The organism is Paracoccus sanguinis, assembly GCF_900106665.1.
Classification (GTDB): domain Bacteria; phylum Pseudomonadota; class Alphaproteobacteria; order Rhodobacterales; family Rhodobacteraceae; genus Paracoccus; species Paracoccus panacisoli.
In genome coordinates, this window is record NZ_FNNA01000002.1 from 936,612 (window position 1) to 952,122 (window position 15,511).

Below are 15,511 nucleotides of genomic sequence, written 5' to 3' on the forward strand. Positions count from 1 at the left end.
GGGACCGGCACGGGCGGACGGCGGGCAATGACCAGCGCGGAAGCGGCCCTCGACAGCGGCGCAGGCGCCCAATGGGGCGCGCCGGTCAGCCTCAGCGTGGCGGCCGACGCGGCGGATGCCGCGGCGCGGTTGGCAGCGGGGCTGGCGTCTGCCGACCCGGCGCTGGTGCTGCTCTTCGGCTCGCCGCGCGAGACGCTGGCGCCGGTGGCGGAGGCGCTCGCCGCGGCGCTGCCCGGGGCCGAGATCGCCGGCTGCTCGTCGGCGGGCGAGATCGGCGCCGCGGGCTATCAGCGCGGCACCATCGTGGCGATCGGCTTTCCGCGCGCCGCCTTCCGCGCCGAGGTCGTGGCGCTCGAGGATCAGGCGTCGATCCCGGTTTCGGCGTGGCTCGCCCGGCTGCGGCGGCTCAGGGCCGGGTTCCCCGACCGGGCCGGGGCGCAGCTCTTCGGCATCCTGCTGGCCGACGGCAGGGCCCGGCACGAGGATGTGCTGGTCGCCGCGCTCGACGCCGCCCTGCCGGGGGTGCCGGTGGTGGGGGGCTCGGCGGGCGACGGGCTCGACTTCGGCGCCAGCGTGCAGATCGCCGGCGGGCGGCCGGTGCCCGGCGCGGCGGTGTTCGTGCTGGTCGAGACGACGCTCGCCGTGTCCGAGGTGAGCTTTGCCCATTTCACCCCCACCGCCCAGCGCGCCGTGGTGACCCGCGCCGACCCCGCGGCGCGTGAGATCTTCGAGCTGAATGCCGAGCCGGCGGCGCAGGAATACGCCCGCCTCGCGGGGCTCGATGCGGCACGGATGGACCGCACCGACTTCGCCCGCCACCCGCTGCTCTGGCGCACCGGGCGGCGCCACCATGTCCGCGCCATCTCGGGCGTGGGCGAGGGCGGCGCGCTGCGGCTGATGTCGGCGATCGAGCCCGGCACGGTGCTGACGCTCGGCCAGGCGGGCGACGTGACCCAAGGGTTCGCCGAGGCGCTCGAGGCGCTGCCGCGGCAGCCGCTGATGGTGCTGGGCTTCGACTGCATCCTGCGCCGCCTTGCGGTCGAGCGGGCGGGCATGACCGGGCAGATGGCGGCGCTGTTTGCGCGCTACCGCGTCGCCGGGTTCAACACCTACGGCGAGCAGCACGGCGGGATGCACGTCAACCAGACCTTCGTCGGCCTGGCGCTGATGCCCCCCGCCGAGGTGCCGTGATGCTGCCCGACGACCCCGACCCCGCGCGCCGCGCCGACAAGCTTGCCCGCATCGTCGAGGCGCTGATCCACCGCGTGGACCGGCTGGAGGAGACGCGCGGCTCGGCCTGGTCCACCTTTCAGGCCGCCGTCGCGCTGGAACAGGAGGCGCTGGCCCGCACCCGCGACCTCGAGGCGGCGCTTGCGGACCTGTCGCAACGCAACCGCGACCTCGCCGTGGCCCGCGCGGCGGCGGATGAGGCTAACCGCTCCAAGACCCGGTTCCTGCGCGCGGCGAGTCATGACCTGCTGCAACCGCTGGCCGCCGCGCGGCTGTATCTGTCGGCGCTGGCCGACAGCGACCTCGACCCGGTGCAGCGCGAGCTGACGACGCGCCTCGGCGGGGCCTTCGAGTCGGTCGAGGAGCTGATGCACGCCGTCCTCGACATCAGCCGGCTGGACAGCCAGCGGATCGAGTTTCACCGCCGCCCGGTGGCGCTGGACGAGCTGTTCCAGCGGCTGGCGGTCGAATACGCGCCGGTGGCCGAGGCGGCGGGGCTGCGGCTCAGCTTCGTGCCGACCTCGGCGGTGGTGGACAGCGATCCGACCTTTCTGCGCCGCATCGCGCAGAACCTCGTCTCGAACGCGCTGAAATACACCGAGGCCGGGGGGGTGGTCGTGGGCGTCCGGCGGCGCGGCAAGCGGGTCTGGCTCGAGGTGCACGACTCCGGCCCGGGGATCGGCGAGGCCGACCGCGCCCGCATCTTCGACGAGTTCCAGCGCGCGGTGCGCGAGGGCGGCCCGCAGGGCATGGGGCTCGGCCTCTCGATCGTGCGACGGGCCTGCACCAAGCTCGGCCATCCGCTCGAGGTGCTGAGCACGCCGGGCCGCGGGACGGTGTTCCGGGTGGGCCTGCCGCCGGTCGGCCCGGCCGAGGCGGCGGTGGCATTCGCCCCCGCGGGGCGGGGGCTGAGGTCGCGCGTGGCGCTGGTGGTCGAGAACGACCCGGCGATGCGGCGCGCCTATGAGCTGATGCTGGGCCGGACGCTCGGGATGGTGGTGCGGGCGACGGGCGGCACCGCCGAGGCGCTGGCCGAGATGGGGCAGGACGATCCGCCGGACGTGATTCTGGCGGACTACAACCTCGACAACGGGGACACGGGGATCGCGGCGATCCGGGCGCTTCGGGCGGCCGCGGGGCAGGTCGTGCCGGCGGTCATGGTCACGGCGCAGCGCGATCCGGGGATCGCGCGGGCCTGCGCGTCCGAGGGGGTGCCGCTGATCGAAAAGCCGGTGCGGGCGGATGAACTCGCCGCGGTGCTCACACGGGTGGCCGGGTGAGCGGGAGGTGTGCCGTGCGGCGGACCGCACGGCAGCGGGGATCAGAAGATCCCGGTCAGGTAGAGGCCGATGATGACGATGACCGGAACCCCGAGCAGCCAGGCGACGATGCCCTTCATATGACTATCCTTTCTGTTGAAGCTGAACCGGCAACGTATGGCACGGCGGCCGGTTCCCGCCGATGCGGAAGGATCGGGAGGGCGCGGCGGGCGCGGCTACTCGCACCCCACCCCGTCGTTGTCGCGGTCGAGATGCGGCCCGTAGCCCGGCTCGCCCCGGCGCACCGGCGCGGCGCCGGCCCGGCGCGCCGCGGTGCAGTTGCGATAGGCGCCGCCCGACGGAGCATCGATCAGCATCAGCGGCGCCGCCGGCGCCGCCCGACGCGACTTTCCGCCGCGATGACAGTGATAGTCCCCGGTCTTCCGGTTGGTGTGGCAGCCGTCGGCATCAAGCCCACCGCCATGCGCGAACACAGGCCCCGGCAGGCCCAGAAGCAGCAGCAAAACCGCAGAGCGCAGCATCCCCGCCCTCCCTGCACCAGCGAATCGTTAACAAACCGTTAACGAAGCTTAACGCGACGGGAGGGCGTGGGGCGAGTTGTCCTATTCGGCAGCCTCGGCGTAGCTCTCGACCGGCGGGCAGGTGCAGATCAGGTTGCGGTCGCCGTGAACGTTGTCGACCCGGCCGACCGGCGGCCAGTACTTGTCCACCCGGAAGGCGCCGGGCGGGAAGCAGCCCTGCTGGCGCGAGTAGGGCCGGTCCCAGTCGTCCACGACCAGATCCTCGACCGTGTGCGGGGCGTGGCGCAGGGGGCTCTGCGCGGCCTCGATGCGGCCTTCGGCAACCTCGGTGATCTCGTCGCGGATCGCCATCATCGCGGTGATGAAGCGCTCGAGTTCGGCCTTGGTCTCGGATTCCGTCGGTTCCACCATCAGCGTGCCGGCCACCGGCCAGCTCATCGTGGGGGCGTGGAAACCGTTGTCGATCAGGCGCTTGGCGATGTCGTCCACGGTCACGCCGTGGGTGGCGAAGACGCGGGTATCGACGATGCACTCATGCGCCACGCGACCGCGGTTGCCCATGAACAGGATCGGGTAACCGCCGCTTAACCGGGCGGCGATATAGTTGGCGTTGAGAATCGCCACCCGCGTCGCCTGGGTCAGCCCGGCGCCGCCCATCATGAGGATATAGGCCCAGGAAATCAGCAGGATCGACGCCGACCCCCACGGCGCGGCCGATACTGCGCCGCCGATGTCGCCCGCGCCCGTGCGCGGGTCGTCCGGCAGATGCGGCGCCAGATGCGCCTTGACCCCGATCGGGCCCATCCCCGGCCCGCCGCCGCCATGCGGGATGGCAAAGGTCTTGTGCAGGTTGAGGTGGCTCACATCGCCGCCGATCTCGCCGGGCTTCACGAGGCCCACGAGCGCGTTCATGTTCGCGCCGTCGATATAGACCTGACCGCCGTGCTCGTGGGTGATGCGGCAGACCTCGCGCACGGTGTCTTCGAAGACGCCGTGGGTCGAGGGATAGGTGATCATCACCGCCGCCAGACGGTCGCCGGCCGCGGCCGCCTTGTCGGTGAAATCCTCGAGGTCGATGTCGCCGTTCGGCGCCGACTTGACCACCACGACGCGCATCCCGGCCATCTGCGCGCTGGCCGGGTTGGTGCCGTGCGCGCTGGTCGGGATCAGGCAGACGTCGCGCTGATCGTCGCCATTGGCGCGGTGATAGGCGGCGATGGTCAGAAGCCCCGCATATTCCCCCTGCGCGCCCGAGTTGGGCTGCAGCGAGAACGCATCATAGCCGGTGATCTCGCAGAGCTTTTCGGTGAGGTCGGCGAACATCTCGTGATACCCCGCCGCCTGAGCCTCGGGGGCGAAGGGGTGCAGGGCGCCGAACTCGGGCCAGGTCAGCGGCATCATCTCGGCCGCGGCATTCAGCTTCATCGTGCACGACCCGAGCGGGATCATCGCCCGGTCGAGCGCGAGGTCGCGGTCCGAGAGGCGGCGCATATAGCGCATCATCTCGGATTCCGCCCGGTTCATGTGAAAGACCGGGTGGGTCATGAAGTCGCTCTCGCGCAAGAGCGCCTCGGGGATCGCCGGCGCCGTCGCGGGCTCGGCCGGATCAGTGATGCCGAAGGCGTCGAGCACGCGGGCGATCACGCCCGCATCGGTCGTCTCGTCCAGCGAGATGCCGACCCGGTCGCGCCCCACGCGGCGCAGGTTGATCCCGCGCTGTTCGGCGGCGGCGACGATGCCCGCCTGCCCCACGCCCACCCGCACGGTCAGCGTGTCGAAGAACGCCTCGGGCTCGACCTCGGCCCCCGCGGCGCGCAGGGCATTGGCCAGGGTGACGGCGTGCAGGTGCACCCGCTGGGCGATGGCCTTGAGCCCGACCGGCCCGTGGAAGACACCGTAGAACGAGGCCATCACTGCCAGCAGCGCCTGCGCGGTGCAGACGTTGCTGGTGGCCTTTTCGCGGCGGATATGCTGCTCGCGGGTCTGCAGCGCCAGCCGATAGGCCGGCCGGCCCGCGGCATCCACCGACACGCCGACGATCCGGCCCGGCATCGCCCGCTTCATCTCGTCGCGGCAGGACATGAAGGCGGCGTGCGGCCCGCCGTAGCCCATCGGCACCCCGAAGCGCTGGCTCGACCCCACGCAGATGTCCGCCCCCATCGCGCCCGGCTCTTTCAGCAGCGTCAGCGCCAGCAGGTCGGTCGCCACCACCGCCACCGCGCCCGCCTTTTGCAGCGCGGCGCACTCGGCGGTCAGGTCGCGGATGTGGCCGAAGGTGCCCGGATACTGGAAGATCGCGCCGAACACGCGGGTCGGATCGCAGTCCTCGGGGGCGCCGCGGATGATCTCGATCCCCAGCGGCGCGGCGCGCGTTTCGATCACCGCGATGGTCTGGGGGTGCAGGTTCTCGCTGACAAAGAACGCCCCCGCCTTCGACTTCGCCACCCGCTGCGCCATCGCCATCGCCTCGGCCGCCGCCGTCGCCTCGTCCAGAAGCGAGGCGTTCGCCACCGGCAGCCCGGTCAGGTCGGCGACCATGGTCTGATAGTTCAAGAGCGCCTCGAGCCGCCCCTGCGCGATCTCGGGCTGATAGGGGGTGTAGGCGGTGTACCAGGCGGGATTTTCAAGGATGTTCCGCTGGATCGCCGGCGGCGTGACGGTGCCGTAATAGCCCTGCCCGATCAGCGAGGTCATCACCCGGTTCCGCCCCGCCACCTCGCGCATCTTCGCCAGCAGCTCACGCTCGGACAGCGCCGGCCAGTCCAGCGCCCCCTCCTGCCGGATCGAGCGCGGCACGGTCTGGTCGATCAGCTCGTCGAGGCTGCCGCAGCCCAGCGTGGACAGCATCTCCTCCATCTCGGCGGGCGAGGGGCCGATGTGGCGGCGGTTGGCGAAATCGTCGGGGTTGTAGTCGGTCGGGGTCCAGCGGGTCATCGGAAGTGCCTCACGTCAGCGGTGGCTGAGAAGATTGACGAGATTGCCGGCGGGATCGCGCAGGAAGAACCGGCGCACGCCCCAGTCCTCGGCGACCGGGCCGTGGGTAACGGTGCCGCCGGCGGCGAGCGCCCGGGCATGGCAGGCGTCGAGGTCATCGACCTCGATCGACACCGCCGGGACCGGCGTCCCCGCCCCGCCCTCGGCGGCGAGGCTGAGCTGCGCGGTCTTGCCTGCAGTTCGGGGCCCGCCGGCGAGGGTCACGATCCAGCCGTGATCCATGACCGGTGCGAGGCCCAGCACCTCGGCCCAGAACCGCCCGAGCGCGGCCGGGTCGGGCGCCGTCAGGTTCGGGATGATCCGCAGCACCGTCATTCTGTCCTGCCCAAATATCCTGCGGGGGGAATGACCCGGCAGGCTCATGGGGGACGCAAGGCCCCCCTGTGGCGGCGGTCAGCCGATCAATGCCTTGTAGGCATCCTCGTCCATGAACCCGTCGAGGTCGATGCCGTCCTTCGGCGTGATGGCGAAGAACCACGCCATCATCGGGTCGGCGTTCACGTCGCCGGGCGCGTCGGCCAGCGGCGCGTTCACCGCGGTGATGGTGCCCGCGACCGGGGCCACGATGTCGGACGCGGCCTTGACCGACTCGATCACCACGACCTCCTCGCCCGCCTCGACCTCGCGGCCGACCTCGGGCAGTTCGATGAACACCACGTCGCCCAGCTGCTCGCTGGCGTGGCGGGTGATGCCGACGACGATCTGCTCGCCCTCGGCGCGCAGCCATTCGTGGTCTTCGGTATATTTCAGCATGGGCGGCCTTTCAGCGCTTGTAGGTGGGGGAAACGAAGGGCATCGGCACGAGGGTGGCCGGGATGCGACGCCCGCGCAACTCGGCAAAGACCGTCGCGCCCTCGGGCAGGTCGGCGGGCAGGCTCGCCATCGCCACCGGCGCGCCGAGGGAGGGGCCGAACCCGCCCGAGGTCACGCGGCCGATGGGCGCGCCGCCCTCGGCGTCGGCGAAAAGCTCCACCCCCTCGCGGATCGGGGCGCGGCCCTCGGGGCGCAGCCCGCGGCGGGTGATGGGGGCGCGGCCGAGCTCGGCCAGCACCGCCTCGGCGCCGGGGAAGCCGCCCGCCCGCTCGCCGCCCGCGCGGCGGACCTTGGGGATCGACCAGCCGAGGCCCGCGCGGGCCGGGCTCACGCCCTCATCCATGTCGTGCCCGTAGAGCGGCAGCCCGGCCTCGAGCCGCAGCGAATCGCGCGCGCCAAGGCCGATGGCCTCGACCTCGGGCTGGTCCAGCAGGGCGCGCGCGAAGGCCTCGGCGCGGGCTTCGGGGACCGAAATCTCGAAGCCGTCCTCGCCGGTATAGCCCGAGCGGCTGACCCACAGGGTCTCGCCCTCCCACGCGAGGTCGCGGACGTCCATGAAGCGCATCTCCGCCACCTCGGGCATCAGCCGCGCCAGCGCCGCCTCGGCCGCCGGGCCCTGCAACGCCAGCAGGGCGCGGTCGGTCACGACCTCGGGTCTAAGGCCCGCTGCCTCGAGATGAGCGATGTCCTCGGCCACCCGCGCGGCGTTCACGACCAGAAGCAGGTGGTCGCCCTTGTTGGCGATCATCAGGTCGTCGAGGATCCCGCCGCTCTCGGCGGTGAACAGCCCGTAGCGCTGCCGCCCCTCGGGCAGTCCGACGAGATCGGCCGGAACCAGCGCCTCGAGCCGCGCGGCCGCGTCACGGGTGCCGAGGATCACCTGCCCCATGTGGCTCACGTCGAAGAGCCCCGCCGCCTTCCGGGTGTGCAGATGCTCACCCAGCACGCCGAGCGGATACTGGACCGGCATCTCCCATCCGGCAAAGGGCACCATGCGCGCGCCGAGCGCGACGTGCAGAGCGTAAAGCGGGGTGCGTTTCAGCGCATCCATAGGCATCCTCCCCGGCCCGCAGGCCGCTGGTCAACGATGCCCCCTCTGTCCCTGCCCGCGAACGGGCGCCTGAGATCGTGATCCTTCGGCGGGCCGGGTCGCGGCCACTCTTCAGAGTTCGATGCGGGACCCGGTCCTTTTGCCTGAGAGTTTGCCGGGGCGGCTGCTCCTTCGGCCCTGGGAAAGCGCCAGCGTCTCCCGGTATCCACGACTTTCGTAGCGGGGCGGGGGGCGGGCTGGCAAGAGCTTTGTTAGGCGCCCGGTGACGCGCGGGTCGCGCCGTCAGGCGTTGCCGTTTTTGCGCCGCGTCTCCCACCCCTTGCGGGCGGCCTCGGATCGGCTGGTTTCGCGTCCTGAACCGGATTCGTTGCCGCCGCCGTCCTGCTTGTTGACGGTGGCCCAAGCGATCTCCTCGGCGCGCGCCTCGCTCATGCCGCGCTCTTCGTAGCCCTCGGCGATATGGGCGGCCTTGCGCTTCTGCTTATCGGTGTAGGCGTCCTTGTCCCCGCGCGGCATGGCGGCCTCCTGTGCTGATCCTCGGGGTCAACCGCGGGTCGGGGCCGGGGTTCCGGCCTTCAGCGGCGGGGAAAGACGAAGGCGCGGTCGCGGCGCAGCATCAGCCACATGGGCGTGCCCGGATCGGGCAGGAACACCGCGGGGACGGTGGCGCGCAGGATCGAGCCGTCGTGGTCCATGCGGAACTCGACCAGCGATTCGCGCCCGAGGAAGCGGGCCCGCTGCACCACCCCGTGCGCGGCGGTGCCGTTCTCGGGCGTCGGCGCCGGGGGGCGGCCGGCGCGGTCGAAATCGATCCTGAGGTGCTGGGGCCGGATCACGATGTCCACCGCCGTCCCGTCCGGCACGCCGGGGGTGAGGAAATCGCCGAAGGGCGTGTCGGTCAGCGCCCCCTGCACCACCCCTTCCAGCACGTTAACGTCGGAAAAGAACGCCGCCGCCGCCCGGTCCACCGGCGCGTTGTAGAGGTTGTAGGGCGCCCCGCGCTGTACGACCTTGCCGTTCCGCATGAGCAGGATCTGGTCGGCCATCCGCATCGCCTCGTGCGGCTCGTGCGTGACCAGCAGGACGGCCGTGCCCTCTTCCTTCAGCAGCGCGAGGGTTTCGTCGCGGATGCCGTCGCGCAGCCGCTCGTCGAGGCCCGAGAACGGCTCGTCCATCAGCAGGATGCGGGGGTTCGGCGCCAGCGCCCGGGCCAGCGCCACGCGCTGCTGCTCACCCCCCGACAGCGCGTGCGGATAGCTGTCGGCATGACGGCTCATCTGCACCCGTTCGAGCAGCTCGCCCACCCTTGCCCGGTTCGCCCCGGCCCCGCCCTTGAGGCCGAAGGCCACGTTCTCGGCCACCGAAAGGTGCGGGAACAGCGCGAAGTCCTGGAACATCATCCCGATCGCCCGGCGTTCGGGCGGGATGCGGAACACCGTGTCGCAGACGAGCTTGCCGTCCACGAGGATCCGGCCGCTGTCCTGCATGTCCACACCCGCCACGATCCGCAGCGTCGTGGACTTGCCGCAGCCCGACGGGCCGAGCAGGCAGGCGACCTGTCCCGCCGGGACCGAGAACGACACGTCGTCCACCACCGGTCGGCCCCCGAAGCTGCGGACCAGATGCTCGACCTCGAGCCGCGCAGGGGCCTGGGTCTCGGGTGTCAGGGTATGGGGCACGGCAATCCGAGGGTTCCTGTCGGGAAGCCGTTACCAGTCCGGGGCGCGAGGGTAAAGTTTCACACGGTCACGTTCAGCGCACCGCCGTCCAGCATGAGGTTCTGGCCGACGATGAACCGCGCCTGCTGGGAACACAGGAACGCGCAGGCGGCGCCGAAGTCCTCGGCCCGGCCATAGCTGCGGGTCGGGATCGTCGCCTCGCGCCGCGCGCGCGCCTCGTCGGCCGAGATCCCCTGCGCGGCCGAGACGCCCGCATCCAGCGCCGTCGCCCGGTCGGTGTCGTGGATGCCGGGCAGCAGGTTGTTGACGCAGACGCCCTTGTCCGCGACCTGCCGGGCCATGCCGGCGACGAAGCCGGTCAGCCCCGTGCGCGCGGTGTTCGACAGCCCGAGCTGCGCGATCGGCGCGCGCACCGCGGCCGAGGTGATGTTGACCACCCGGCCCCAGCCACGCTCCATCATCCCCGGTACCAGCGCCTGCATCAGCGCGATGGCCGACAGCATGTTGCCGTCGATGGCGCGGATGAAGTCGTCGCGGTCCCAGTCGGTCCAGTGCCCGGGCGGCGGGCCGCCGGCGTTGGTCACGAGGATGTCGGCCTTGCCGCCCAGCGCGTCCAGCACGCGGGCGCGCCCGTCCGCGGTGGTGATGTCGGCCGCGACCGGCTCGACCGTGACCTGGTGGCGCTCGGCGATGGCGTAGGCGGTCTGGATCAGCGCCGCCTCGCCTCGGGCGTTGATGACGAGGTTGACGCCCTCGGCCGCCAGCGCCTCGGCGCAACCCCGCCCCAGCCCCTTCGAGGCCGCGCAGACGAGCGCCGTCTTGCCCTTGATGCCCAGATCCATGCCGCCGCTCCTTCCCCTGCGTTCGCCCGCAGGGAACGCCGGGCGGGCCGCCGGGTCAACCCGGGTTCTTTCGGGCCCGTACCCCTCCGCCGGCGAGGCCCGCGCCGCGTCAGAAGCAGAGGATCTCGGCCTCGGCCTCGGCCCGGCGCAGGTCGGCCATCGGCCCGTCCACCGCCGCGCCCGAACGGAACATGGCCGACCGCTCGCCCGAGGTCTGGCGCATCCGCAGCACCGTCTCGGCATCGACATAGGCCTCGTAGGGCAGGATCCCGGCGATGGCGTCGATGGCGCAGGAACAGCGCTGCAGCGCGGTCGGCGTCTCGCCGTTCGTGGCCATGCAGGCCATGACGTATTCGACCCGCGCGGTGGTGGGGTAATCGTTCACCGTCTGCGCCATGGCGACGGCGGGCAGTAGCAGCGCAAGGCCCGCCAGCGCCCTCATTGCAGCACCAGCGCGTGGCGATAGGCCGTGGGCGCGGCCGTCTGTCCGGCCATCTCGCGCGGCAGCTCGGCGGCCACGGGGCCGGCGGTCGCGGCGACCATCTCGCGGATCGGAGCCTTCGGGTCGTCGCCCAGCACGAAGCGCAGCGTGAGCGTGTCGAACCCGTGCATCCGCGCCCGGTTCGGGTCATCGGCGAACGGCGCGAGCTCGACGGTCGCGCGCCCGTCCGCGCGGCTGACCCGCCCGCCCCGGAACAGCGCGTCCTTGAGGCGGTTGCGGATGTAATCCGGGCTGCCGCCGCTGAGCGTCGCCATGTCGCGGGTGGTGCTTTCGAGGAAATAGATCACCGCCGGGTCGCCGCCCGAGACCGGGAACGGCCCGATCCGCCGCTCGGGCGCCGCCCCACCCGCCCAGCTCTGGGTCAGTTGCAGGACCGGCTTGCCGTCCGAGGCATCGACGGTCTGCGCAAGGCTGAGCGTCCCCGCCCCCATCGGCGGCAGGTCCGGCCGTGCCGGCCCCTCGCGCGTCACCGCCCAGCTGAGCACCTTGTCGCCCAGCGACCACGGGCCGCGCTCGGCAAAGACCAGGTCGCCCGCCTCGGACGCCCCGGCCGCCCCGGCCGCCGGCGCAGCCAGCACCAGCCCGAGCGCCAGCGCCGCGGCAACCCGTCGCAACCGAGCGTGGCGCCGATGGCGGGGTGAGAGGGGGGGAAGGGCTGTCATCTTGGACTCCTCGCTCGACGTGAGCGAAGGTGCCGGGGCCACGCCCGCTTGCCAAGCCCCCGCCCGCGCGGGTCGTCCCAAGGGACCATGCCGGGGGTTGGGCTCGGGCTCTATGCTCGGCTCATCCGGGGGCGCGCCGTGACACCCCGCAAGGCGGCGGCGCGGTTGGCAAGCCCCGCTCGAGACACGACGCACGCCGGCCCGATCCCGGCGCCAAGTCCAATGCAGACCGCGGTGCAACAGCCCGACGAGACGCGCTTGACAACCGCCCGCGCCTGCGCGAGATAGCCCGCCTGTGGGGCCGTAGCTCAGTTGGTAGAGCGCATCGTTCGCAATGATGAGGCCAGGGGTTCGATTCCCCTCGGCTCCACCAGATATTCATGAAAATTGCGAAATGTTGCAGCGGTTAGCATGCTGCTCTGCTGGTGTGGCCCTCGATCTTGTCCCTCACCTTCCCGCGGGTTTCCACGGACAACAGCGGGCAGTTCTGGACATTGGGCAGGGTGTCGGCACCGTAGGATTGCCTGCCTGCAACCTGAAAAGCAGCAACAGGGTCTCGGTGGATCCTCGTCGCAACCGTTGCCTTTGGCGACCTGTTAACTCTCCGCGGCAACAGGCCATGGTGCCTCCTTCGTTGGGCAGGCCGGATTTCCGGCGGGTCGATTTCGGGTCTGCGGGGGACGACGATCCCCTTTTCGAGTCGCCGGTGGCCGGGCTGCCGATGGTCCTCTGGGCCTAGCGCCTTGCGTGCCCCGCCCCGCGACCCCGCCCTAGCTGCGGCCCATGCGCCGATAGACGAAATCGGGGGCGGGGGTGGAGGCGTCTTGGGCGATGATTCGGTCAAGCGTGGCGCGGTGGGGCGAGTGGCGGCAGACCGGGTCGATGGCGCGAGGATTGCCCGCGATCGCCATCGCCTGGCAGCGGCAGCCGCCGAAATCGACCTCTTTCCGCGGGCAGCTTTGGCAGGTCTCGGGCAGCCAGTCGGTGCCACGAAACGCCTGAAACGCCGAGCCGTTGAACCAGATCTCGGCCAACCGCGCCTCGCGGATGGTCTGGAATTGCAGCTCGGGGATGGTTTCGGCGGCGTGGCAAGGCAGCACCTTGCCCTCGGGTGTGACGTTGAAGCCGGTCGACCCCCAGCCATTCATGCAGGGCTTGGGAAAATCGGAGAAATAATCCGGCGGCACAAAGTCGATCACCATCCGCCCGGTATATTGCGCCCGCGCCTCGCCCACGACTTGCTTGGCGGTCTCGACCTGGGCGCGGGAGGGTTGCAGCGCGGCACGGTTTTGCAGCGCCCAGCCCTGGAACTGCACGCAAGCGACCTCGATCCGCCGCGCGCCCAGCCGGTCGGCGAGCGCGATCGTCTCGGCCAGATCGGGCAGGTTCAGCCGGTGCATGACCGCGTTGACGGTCAGCGGAAAGCCGATCCGGGCGATTTCGGCCGCGACCTGCATCTTGCGGTCGAACCCGCCGCGATAGCCGCCGACATGATCGGCAATCTCGGCCCTGACGCCCTGGATCGACAGCTGCACATGGTCCAGACCGGCCGCGTCCAGCTCGTCCAGCCGCCGTCCGGTCAGCCCGATCCCGGAGGTGATGAGGTTGGTGTAAAGCCCCGCCGCCCGCGCGGCCGCGACGATCTGTACAAGGTCGGTGCGCGCGGCCGGCTCGCCGCCCGACAGATGCAGCTGCAGCACCCCCAGCGCGGCGGCCTGGGCGAAAAGATCGGCCCATTCCGCGGTGGTCAGCTCGCCCGCCCGGTCGGTCAGCGCGAGCGGGTTCGAGCAATAGGGGCAGGCCAGCGGGCAGCGATGGGTCAGCTCGGCCAGCATTGCCAGAGGCGGGGGTACGGCGTTGGCGCGACGCGCGGGATGGGGGTCGGGTTGCGGCGGGGGGGCGGGGGCGTTCATGCTTGGTCCACCAGCCGGCGCCCGGCCATGTCGGCCAGAAACTCGACGATGTCGGGCAACACCTCGTCCAGGTCCGCGCCGTAGCGGCCGGCCAGGGCGGCGCCGATCTCGGCCACGTCGCGCCGGCCGTCGATCTCGGCGATGATCGCGGCGCCGATCTCGTCCAGCATCAGCGCGGTTTCGGGGCCCAGCAGCACCTTGGTGCCGCGAACCCGGTCGTCATGGAGCCGCACCCCGCGCGGCAGAACCGGTCGGTCGGTGACCCCCATGCCCGGCCCCGCGGCGGGCGGCTGGGCCTGGGCGGGGCTGGCCGTGCTTGGGTCGGCCCGCCCTGCCGTCGCGCGCCCGTCATCGGTCAGGGCGGCGCTCATGCCAGCCCCTCGCCGGGGTGCCAGGCGCCGGGCGGGATGCGGCCGGGGGCGACATAGGCGCTGTGCAGCGCGTCAAGCTGCGCCCAGAGCACGTCGGTCTTGAACACCAGCGCGGCGGCGGCCACGTCCTGGTCCTGTGCGGTGCGGGCATGGTCCAGAACCCAGCCGAGGCCAAAGGCCACGTCCTTGGGCGCCTCGGTCAGGCGATGCTGGAAATAGGCGATGGTCTGAGGGTTGGCGAAATCGTAATGCGCCAAAAGCCCGGCGATCCGCTGCTGGTGGATGGCGGGCGCGAACAGTTCCGTCAACGACGAGGCGACCGCGGCCAGCAGCGGCTCGTCGCGCACAAAGCGGACATAGGCATCGACCGCAAACCGCGTCGCCGGCAGGACGCCGCGGGCCGAGGCGACGTAATCGGGGGCCAGCCCCACCCCTTCGGCCAGCCGCAGCCAGCGCCAGATGCCGCCGGGCTGGTCGGCGGTGCCGTCGTGATCCTCGATCCGCGAGCGCCAGGCGCGGCGCAGATCGGGGTCGGTGACGCGCGACATGAAAGCCGCGTCCTTCATCGGAATGCGCGACTGGTAGTAATAGCGGTTGATGACCCAGGCGCGCACCTGGTCGATGGTGCAGCCGCCAGAATGCAACAACTCGTGGAACGGGTGCTTGTCGTGATAGCGCTCGGCGCCGATCTGGCGCAGCCGGGCCTCGAATTCGGCCGGGCTGGCAGGCTGGGGCGGGGCCGCGGTGGGGGTCGGGGACTGCGCGTTCATGGGGTGATCTCCATCCCGTCAAAGCCGATCTCCCAGCCGGCGGCGGCGGCCTCGGCGCGCTCGGGGCTGGCGGGTTGCAGCACAGGGTTGGTGTTGTTGATGTGGACAAAGACGCGGCGGGCGGTCAGCCCGTCCAGCCGGGCCATGCTGCCCTCGGGACCGGCCATCGCCATGTGACCCATCCGCGCGCCGGTCTTGGAGCCGGTGCCGGTGCGGCCCATCTCGTCATCCTGCCAGACGGTGCCGTCGAACAGGATCAGGTCAGCCGCCGCCATTTCGGCCAACAGCCCATCCGGGACCGTCGCGCAGCCGGGGATATACAGCAGCCGCCGCCCGCCCGACTCAAGCCGCAGCCCGACGGTCTGTTCGCCCATCAGCTGCGTATCCGGCTCGCCGTCCTCGAGATACAGCGCCACCTTGCCGGGCACCGCAAAGGCGGTGACGCGCAGGCCGGGCACGGGCTCAAAGGGCTGGTCCAGCGCGATCGGCACGCGGGCGACGTAGTCGGGGTTCAGCACCCGAAAGATCGGCTGCGCAAGGATCGCCAGCGTGGCCGGAGTCGCGTGAATCGCAAAGGCCGAGGATTCCCTCAGGCTGAGAAGCCCGGCCAGGTGATCGACATCGGCATTGGTCAGCACCACCGCCGCGAACGGGCTGCCGCGCAGCCCCTCGGGCGCCATGCCGCAGGCGGAAAGCTGGGCGCGAATGTCGGGTGAGGCATTCAGTACGACGGTGTGCCCGTCAACGGTGACCGCCACCGAGGATTGGGTCATCCCTGCAATCCTGCCCGCGCGGGCGTCGCGGCAGTTCCGGCAGCCGCAGTTCCATTGGGGCAGCCCACCACCGGCGGCTGCCCCAAGAATCGTCACTTTCATCCGATGGG

Annotated in this window: 16 protein-coding genes, 1 tRNA gene and 1 riboswitch; of the genes, 3 read left to right on the forward strand and 14 right to left on the reverse strand. The window is 71.5% G+C overall.

Translation table 11 applies throughout. The features are described from left to right. Window positions 1-27: 27 nt before the first annotated feature. Both BLW17_RS10940 and BLW17_RS10945 read left to right on the forward strand, forming a co-directional pair. Window positions 28-1,191: an FIST N-terminal domain-containing protein gene (locus BLW17_RS10940; RefSeq protein WP_052176440.1), complete on the forward strand. Its 1,164-nt coding sequence runs from the start codon at window positions 28-30 to the stop codon at window positions 1,189-1,191. Next, entirely contained in the window at window positions 1,191-2,510 is a 1,320-nt protein-coding gene (locus tag BLW17_RS10945; protein ID WP_036734140.1) for an ATP-binding response regulator, read from the forward strand. The genes BLW17_RS10940 and BLW17_RS10945 overlap by 1 nt, the downstream gene beginning before the upstream one ends. Window positions 2,511-2,725: 215 nt before the next feature. Here BLW17_RS10945 and BLW17_RS10950 read toward each other — a convergent pair whose 3' ends face one another. The 10 genes from BLW17_RS10950 to BLW17_RS10995 all read right to left on the reverse strand — a co-directional run bounded on the left by BLW17_RS10950 (window position 2,726) and on the right by BLW17_RS10995 (window position 11,574). Then, window positions 2,726-3,031: an excalibur calcium-binding domain-containing protein gene (locus tag BLW17_RS10950; RefSeq protein WP_052176442.1), complete on the reverse strand. Its 306-nt coding sequence runs from the start codon at window positions 3,029-3,031 to the stop codon at window positions 2,726-2,728. Between the two features lie 81 nt (window positions 3,032-3,112). Then, window positions 3,113-5,965, reverse strand: a complete 2,853-nt coding sequence (gcvP, locus tag BLW17_RS10955; protein ID WP_036734142.1) for an aminomethyl-transferring glycine dehydrogenase — start codon at window positions 5,963-5,965, stop codon at window positions 3,113-3,115. Between the two features lie 15 nt (window positions 5,966-5,980). Continuing rightward, the gene (locus tag BLW17_RS10960) at window positions 5,981-6,340 is read right to left on the reverse strand and encodes a VOC family protein (protein WP_036734144.1); all 360 of its coding nucleotides are present in this window, start codon (window positions 6,338-6,340) and stop codon (window positions 5,981-5,983) included. A gap of 78 nt (window positions 6,341-6,418) precedes the next feature. Beyond that, window positions 6,419-6,775 (reverse strand): glycine cleavage system protein GcvH, encoded by a 357-nt coding sequence (gene gcvH / locus BLW17_RS10965; RefSeq protein WP_036734159.1) that lies wholly within the window; start codon window positions 6,773-6,775, stop codon window positions 6,419-6,421. A 13-nt stretch (window positions 6,776-6,788) separates the two neighbouring features. Further along, entirely contained in the window at window positions 6,789-7,889 is a 1,101-nt protein-coding gene (gene gcvT / locus BLW17_RS10970) for a glycine cleavage system aminomethyltransferase GcvT (protein WP_036734146.1), read from the reverse strand. A 121-nt stretch (window positions 7,890-8,010) separates the two neighbouring features. Next, a riboswitch (glycine riboswitch) is annotated at window positions 8,011-8,100 on the reverse strand. A 71-nt stretch (window positions 8,101-8,171) separates the two neighbouring features. After that, window positions 8,172-8,405, reverse strand: a complete 234-nt coding sequence (locus BLW17_RS10975) for a hypothetical protein (protein WP_036701680.1) — start codon at window positions 8,403-8,405, stop codon at window positions 8,172-8,174. A gap of 59 nt (window positions 8,406-8,464) precedes the next feature. Then, window positions 8,465-9,568, reverse strand: a complete 1,104-nt coding sequence (locus BLW17_RS10980) for an ABC transporter ATP-binding protein (RefSeq protein WP_231572795.1) — start codon at window positions 9,566-9,568, stop codon at window positions 8,465-8,467. A 59-nt stretch (window positions 9,569-9,627) separates the two neighbouring features. Beyond that, window positions 9,628-10,410 (reverse strand): SDR family oxidoreductase, encoded by a 783-nt coding sequence (locus tag BLW17_RS10985; protein WP_036701676.1) that lies wholly within the window; start codon window positions 10,408-10,410, stop codon window positions 9,628-9,630. A gap of 109 nt (window positions 10,411-10,519) precedes the next feature. Beyond that, entirely contained in the window at window positions 10,520-10,852 is a 333-nt protein-coding gene (locus BLW17_RS10990) for a hypothetical protein (protein WP_036707649.1), read from the reverse strand. Further along, a complete protein-coding gene (locus tag BLW17_RS10995; RefSeq protein ID WP_139305981.1) occupies window positions 10,849-11,574 on the reverse strand; it encodes a hypothetical protein in 726 nt (241 codons plus the stop codon). The genes BLW17_RS10990 and BLW17_RS10995 overlap by 4 nt, the downstream gene beginning before the upstream one ends. Window positions 11,575-11,871: 297 nt before the next feature. Between BLW17_RS10995 and BLW17_RS11000 the strand changes: the two genes are divergently transcribed. Further along, window positions 11,872-11,947, forward strand: a tRNA-Ala gene (locus BLW17_RS11000). A gap of 397 nt (window positions 11,948-12,344) precedes the next feature. Here BLW17_RS11000 and pqqE read toward each other — a convergent pair. The 4 genes from pqqE to pqqB are packed head-to-tail and all read right to left on the reverse strand — an operon-like array spanning window position 12,345 to window position 15,503. Further along, window positions 12,345-13,487, reverse strand: a complete 1,143-nt coding sequence (gene pqqE, locus BLW17_RS11005) for a pyrroloquinoline quinone biosynthesis protein PqqE (RefSeq protein ID WP_074826572.1) — start codon at window positions 13,485-13,487, stop codon at window positions 12,345-12,347. Then, on the reverse strand, window positions 13,484-13,858 hold the full coding sequence (pqqD, locus tag BLW17_RS11010) for a pyrroloquinoline quinone biosynthesis peptide chaperone PqqD (protein WP_231572719.1): 375 nt from the start codon (window positions 13,856-13,858) through the stop codon (window positions 13,484-13,486). The genes pqqE and pqqD overlap by 4 nt, the downstream gene beginning before the upstream one ends. Continuing rightward, the gene (gene pqqC / locus BLW17_RS11015) at window positions 13,855-14,628 is read right to left on the reverse strand and encodes a pyrroloquinoline-quinone synthase PqqC (RefSeq protein WP_052176197.1); all 774 of its coding nucleotides are present in this window, start codon (window positions 14,626-14,628) and stop codon (window positions 13,855-13,857) included. Before pqqC ends, pqqD begins: the two co-directional genes overlap by 4 nt. After that, on the reverse strand, window positions 14,625-15,503 hold the full coding sequence (gene pqqB / locus BLW17_RS11020; protein WP_036731362.1) for a pyrroloquinoline quinone biosynthesis protein PqqB: 879 nt from the start codon (window positions 15,501-15,503) through the stop codon (window positions 14,625-14,627). The genes pqqC and pqqB overlap by 4 nt, the downstream gene beginning before the upstream one ends. Between the last annotated feature and the right edge of the window lie 8 nt (window positions 15,504-15,511).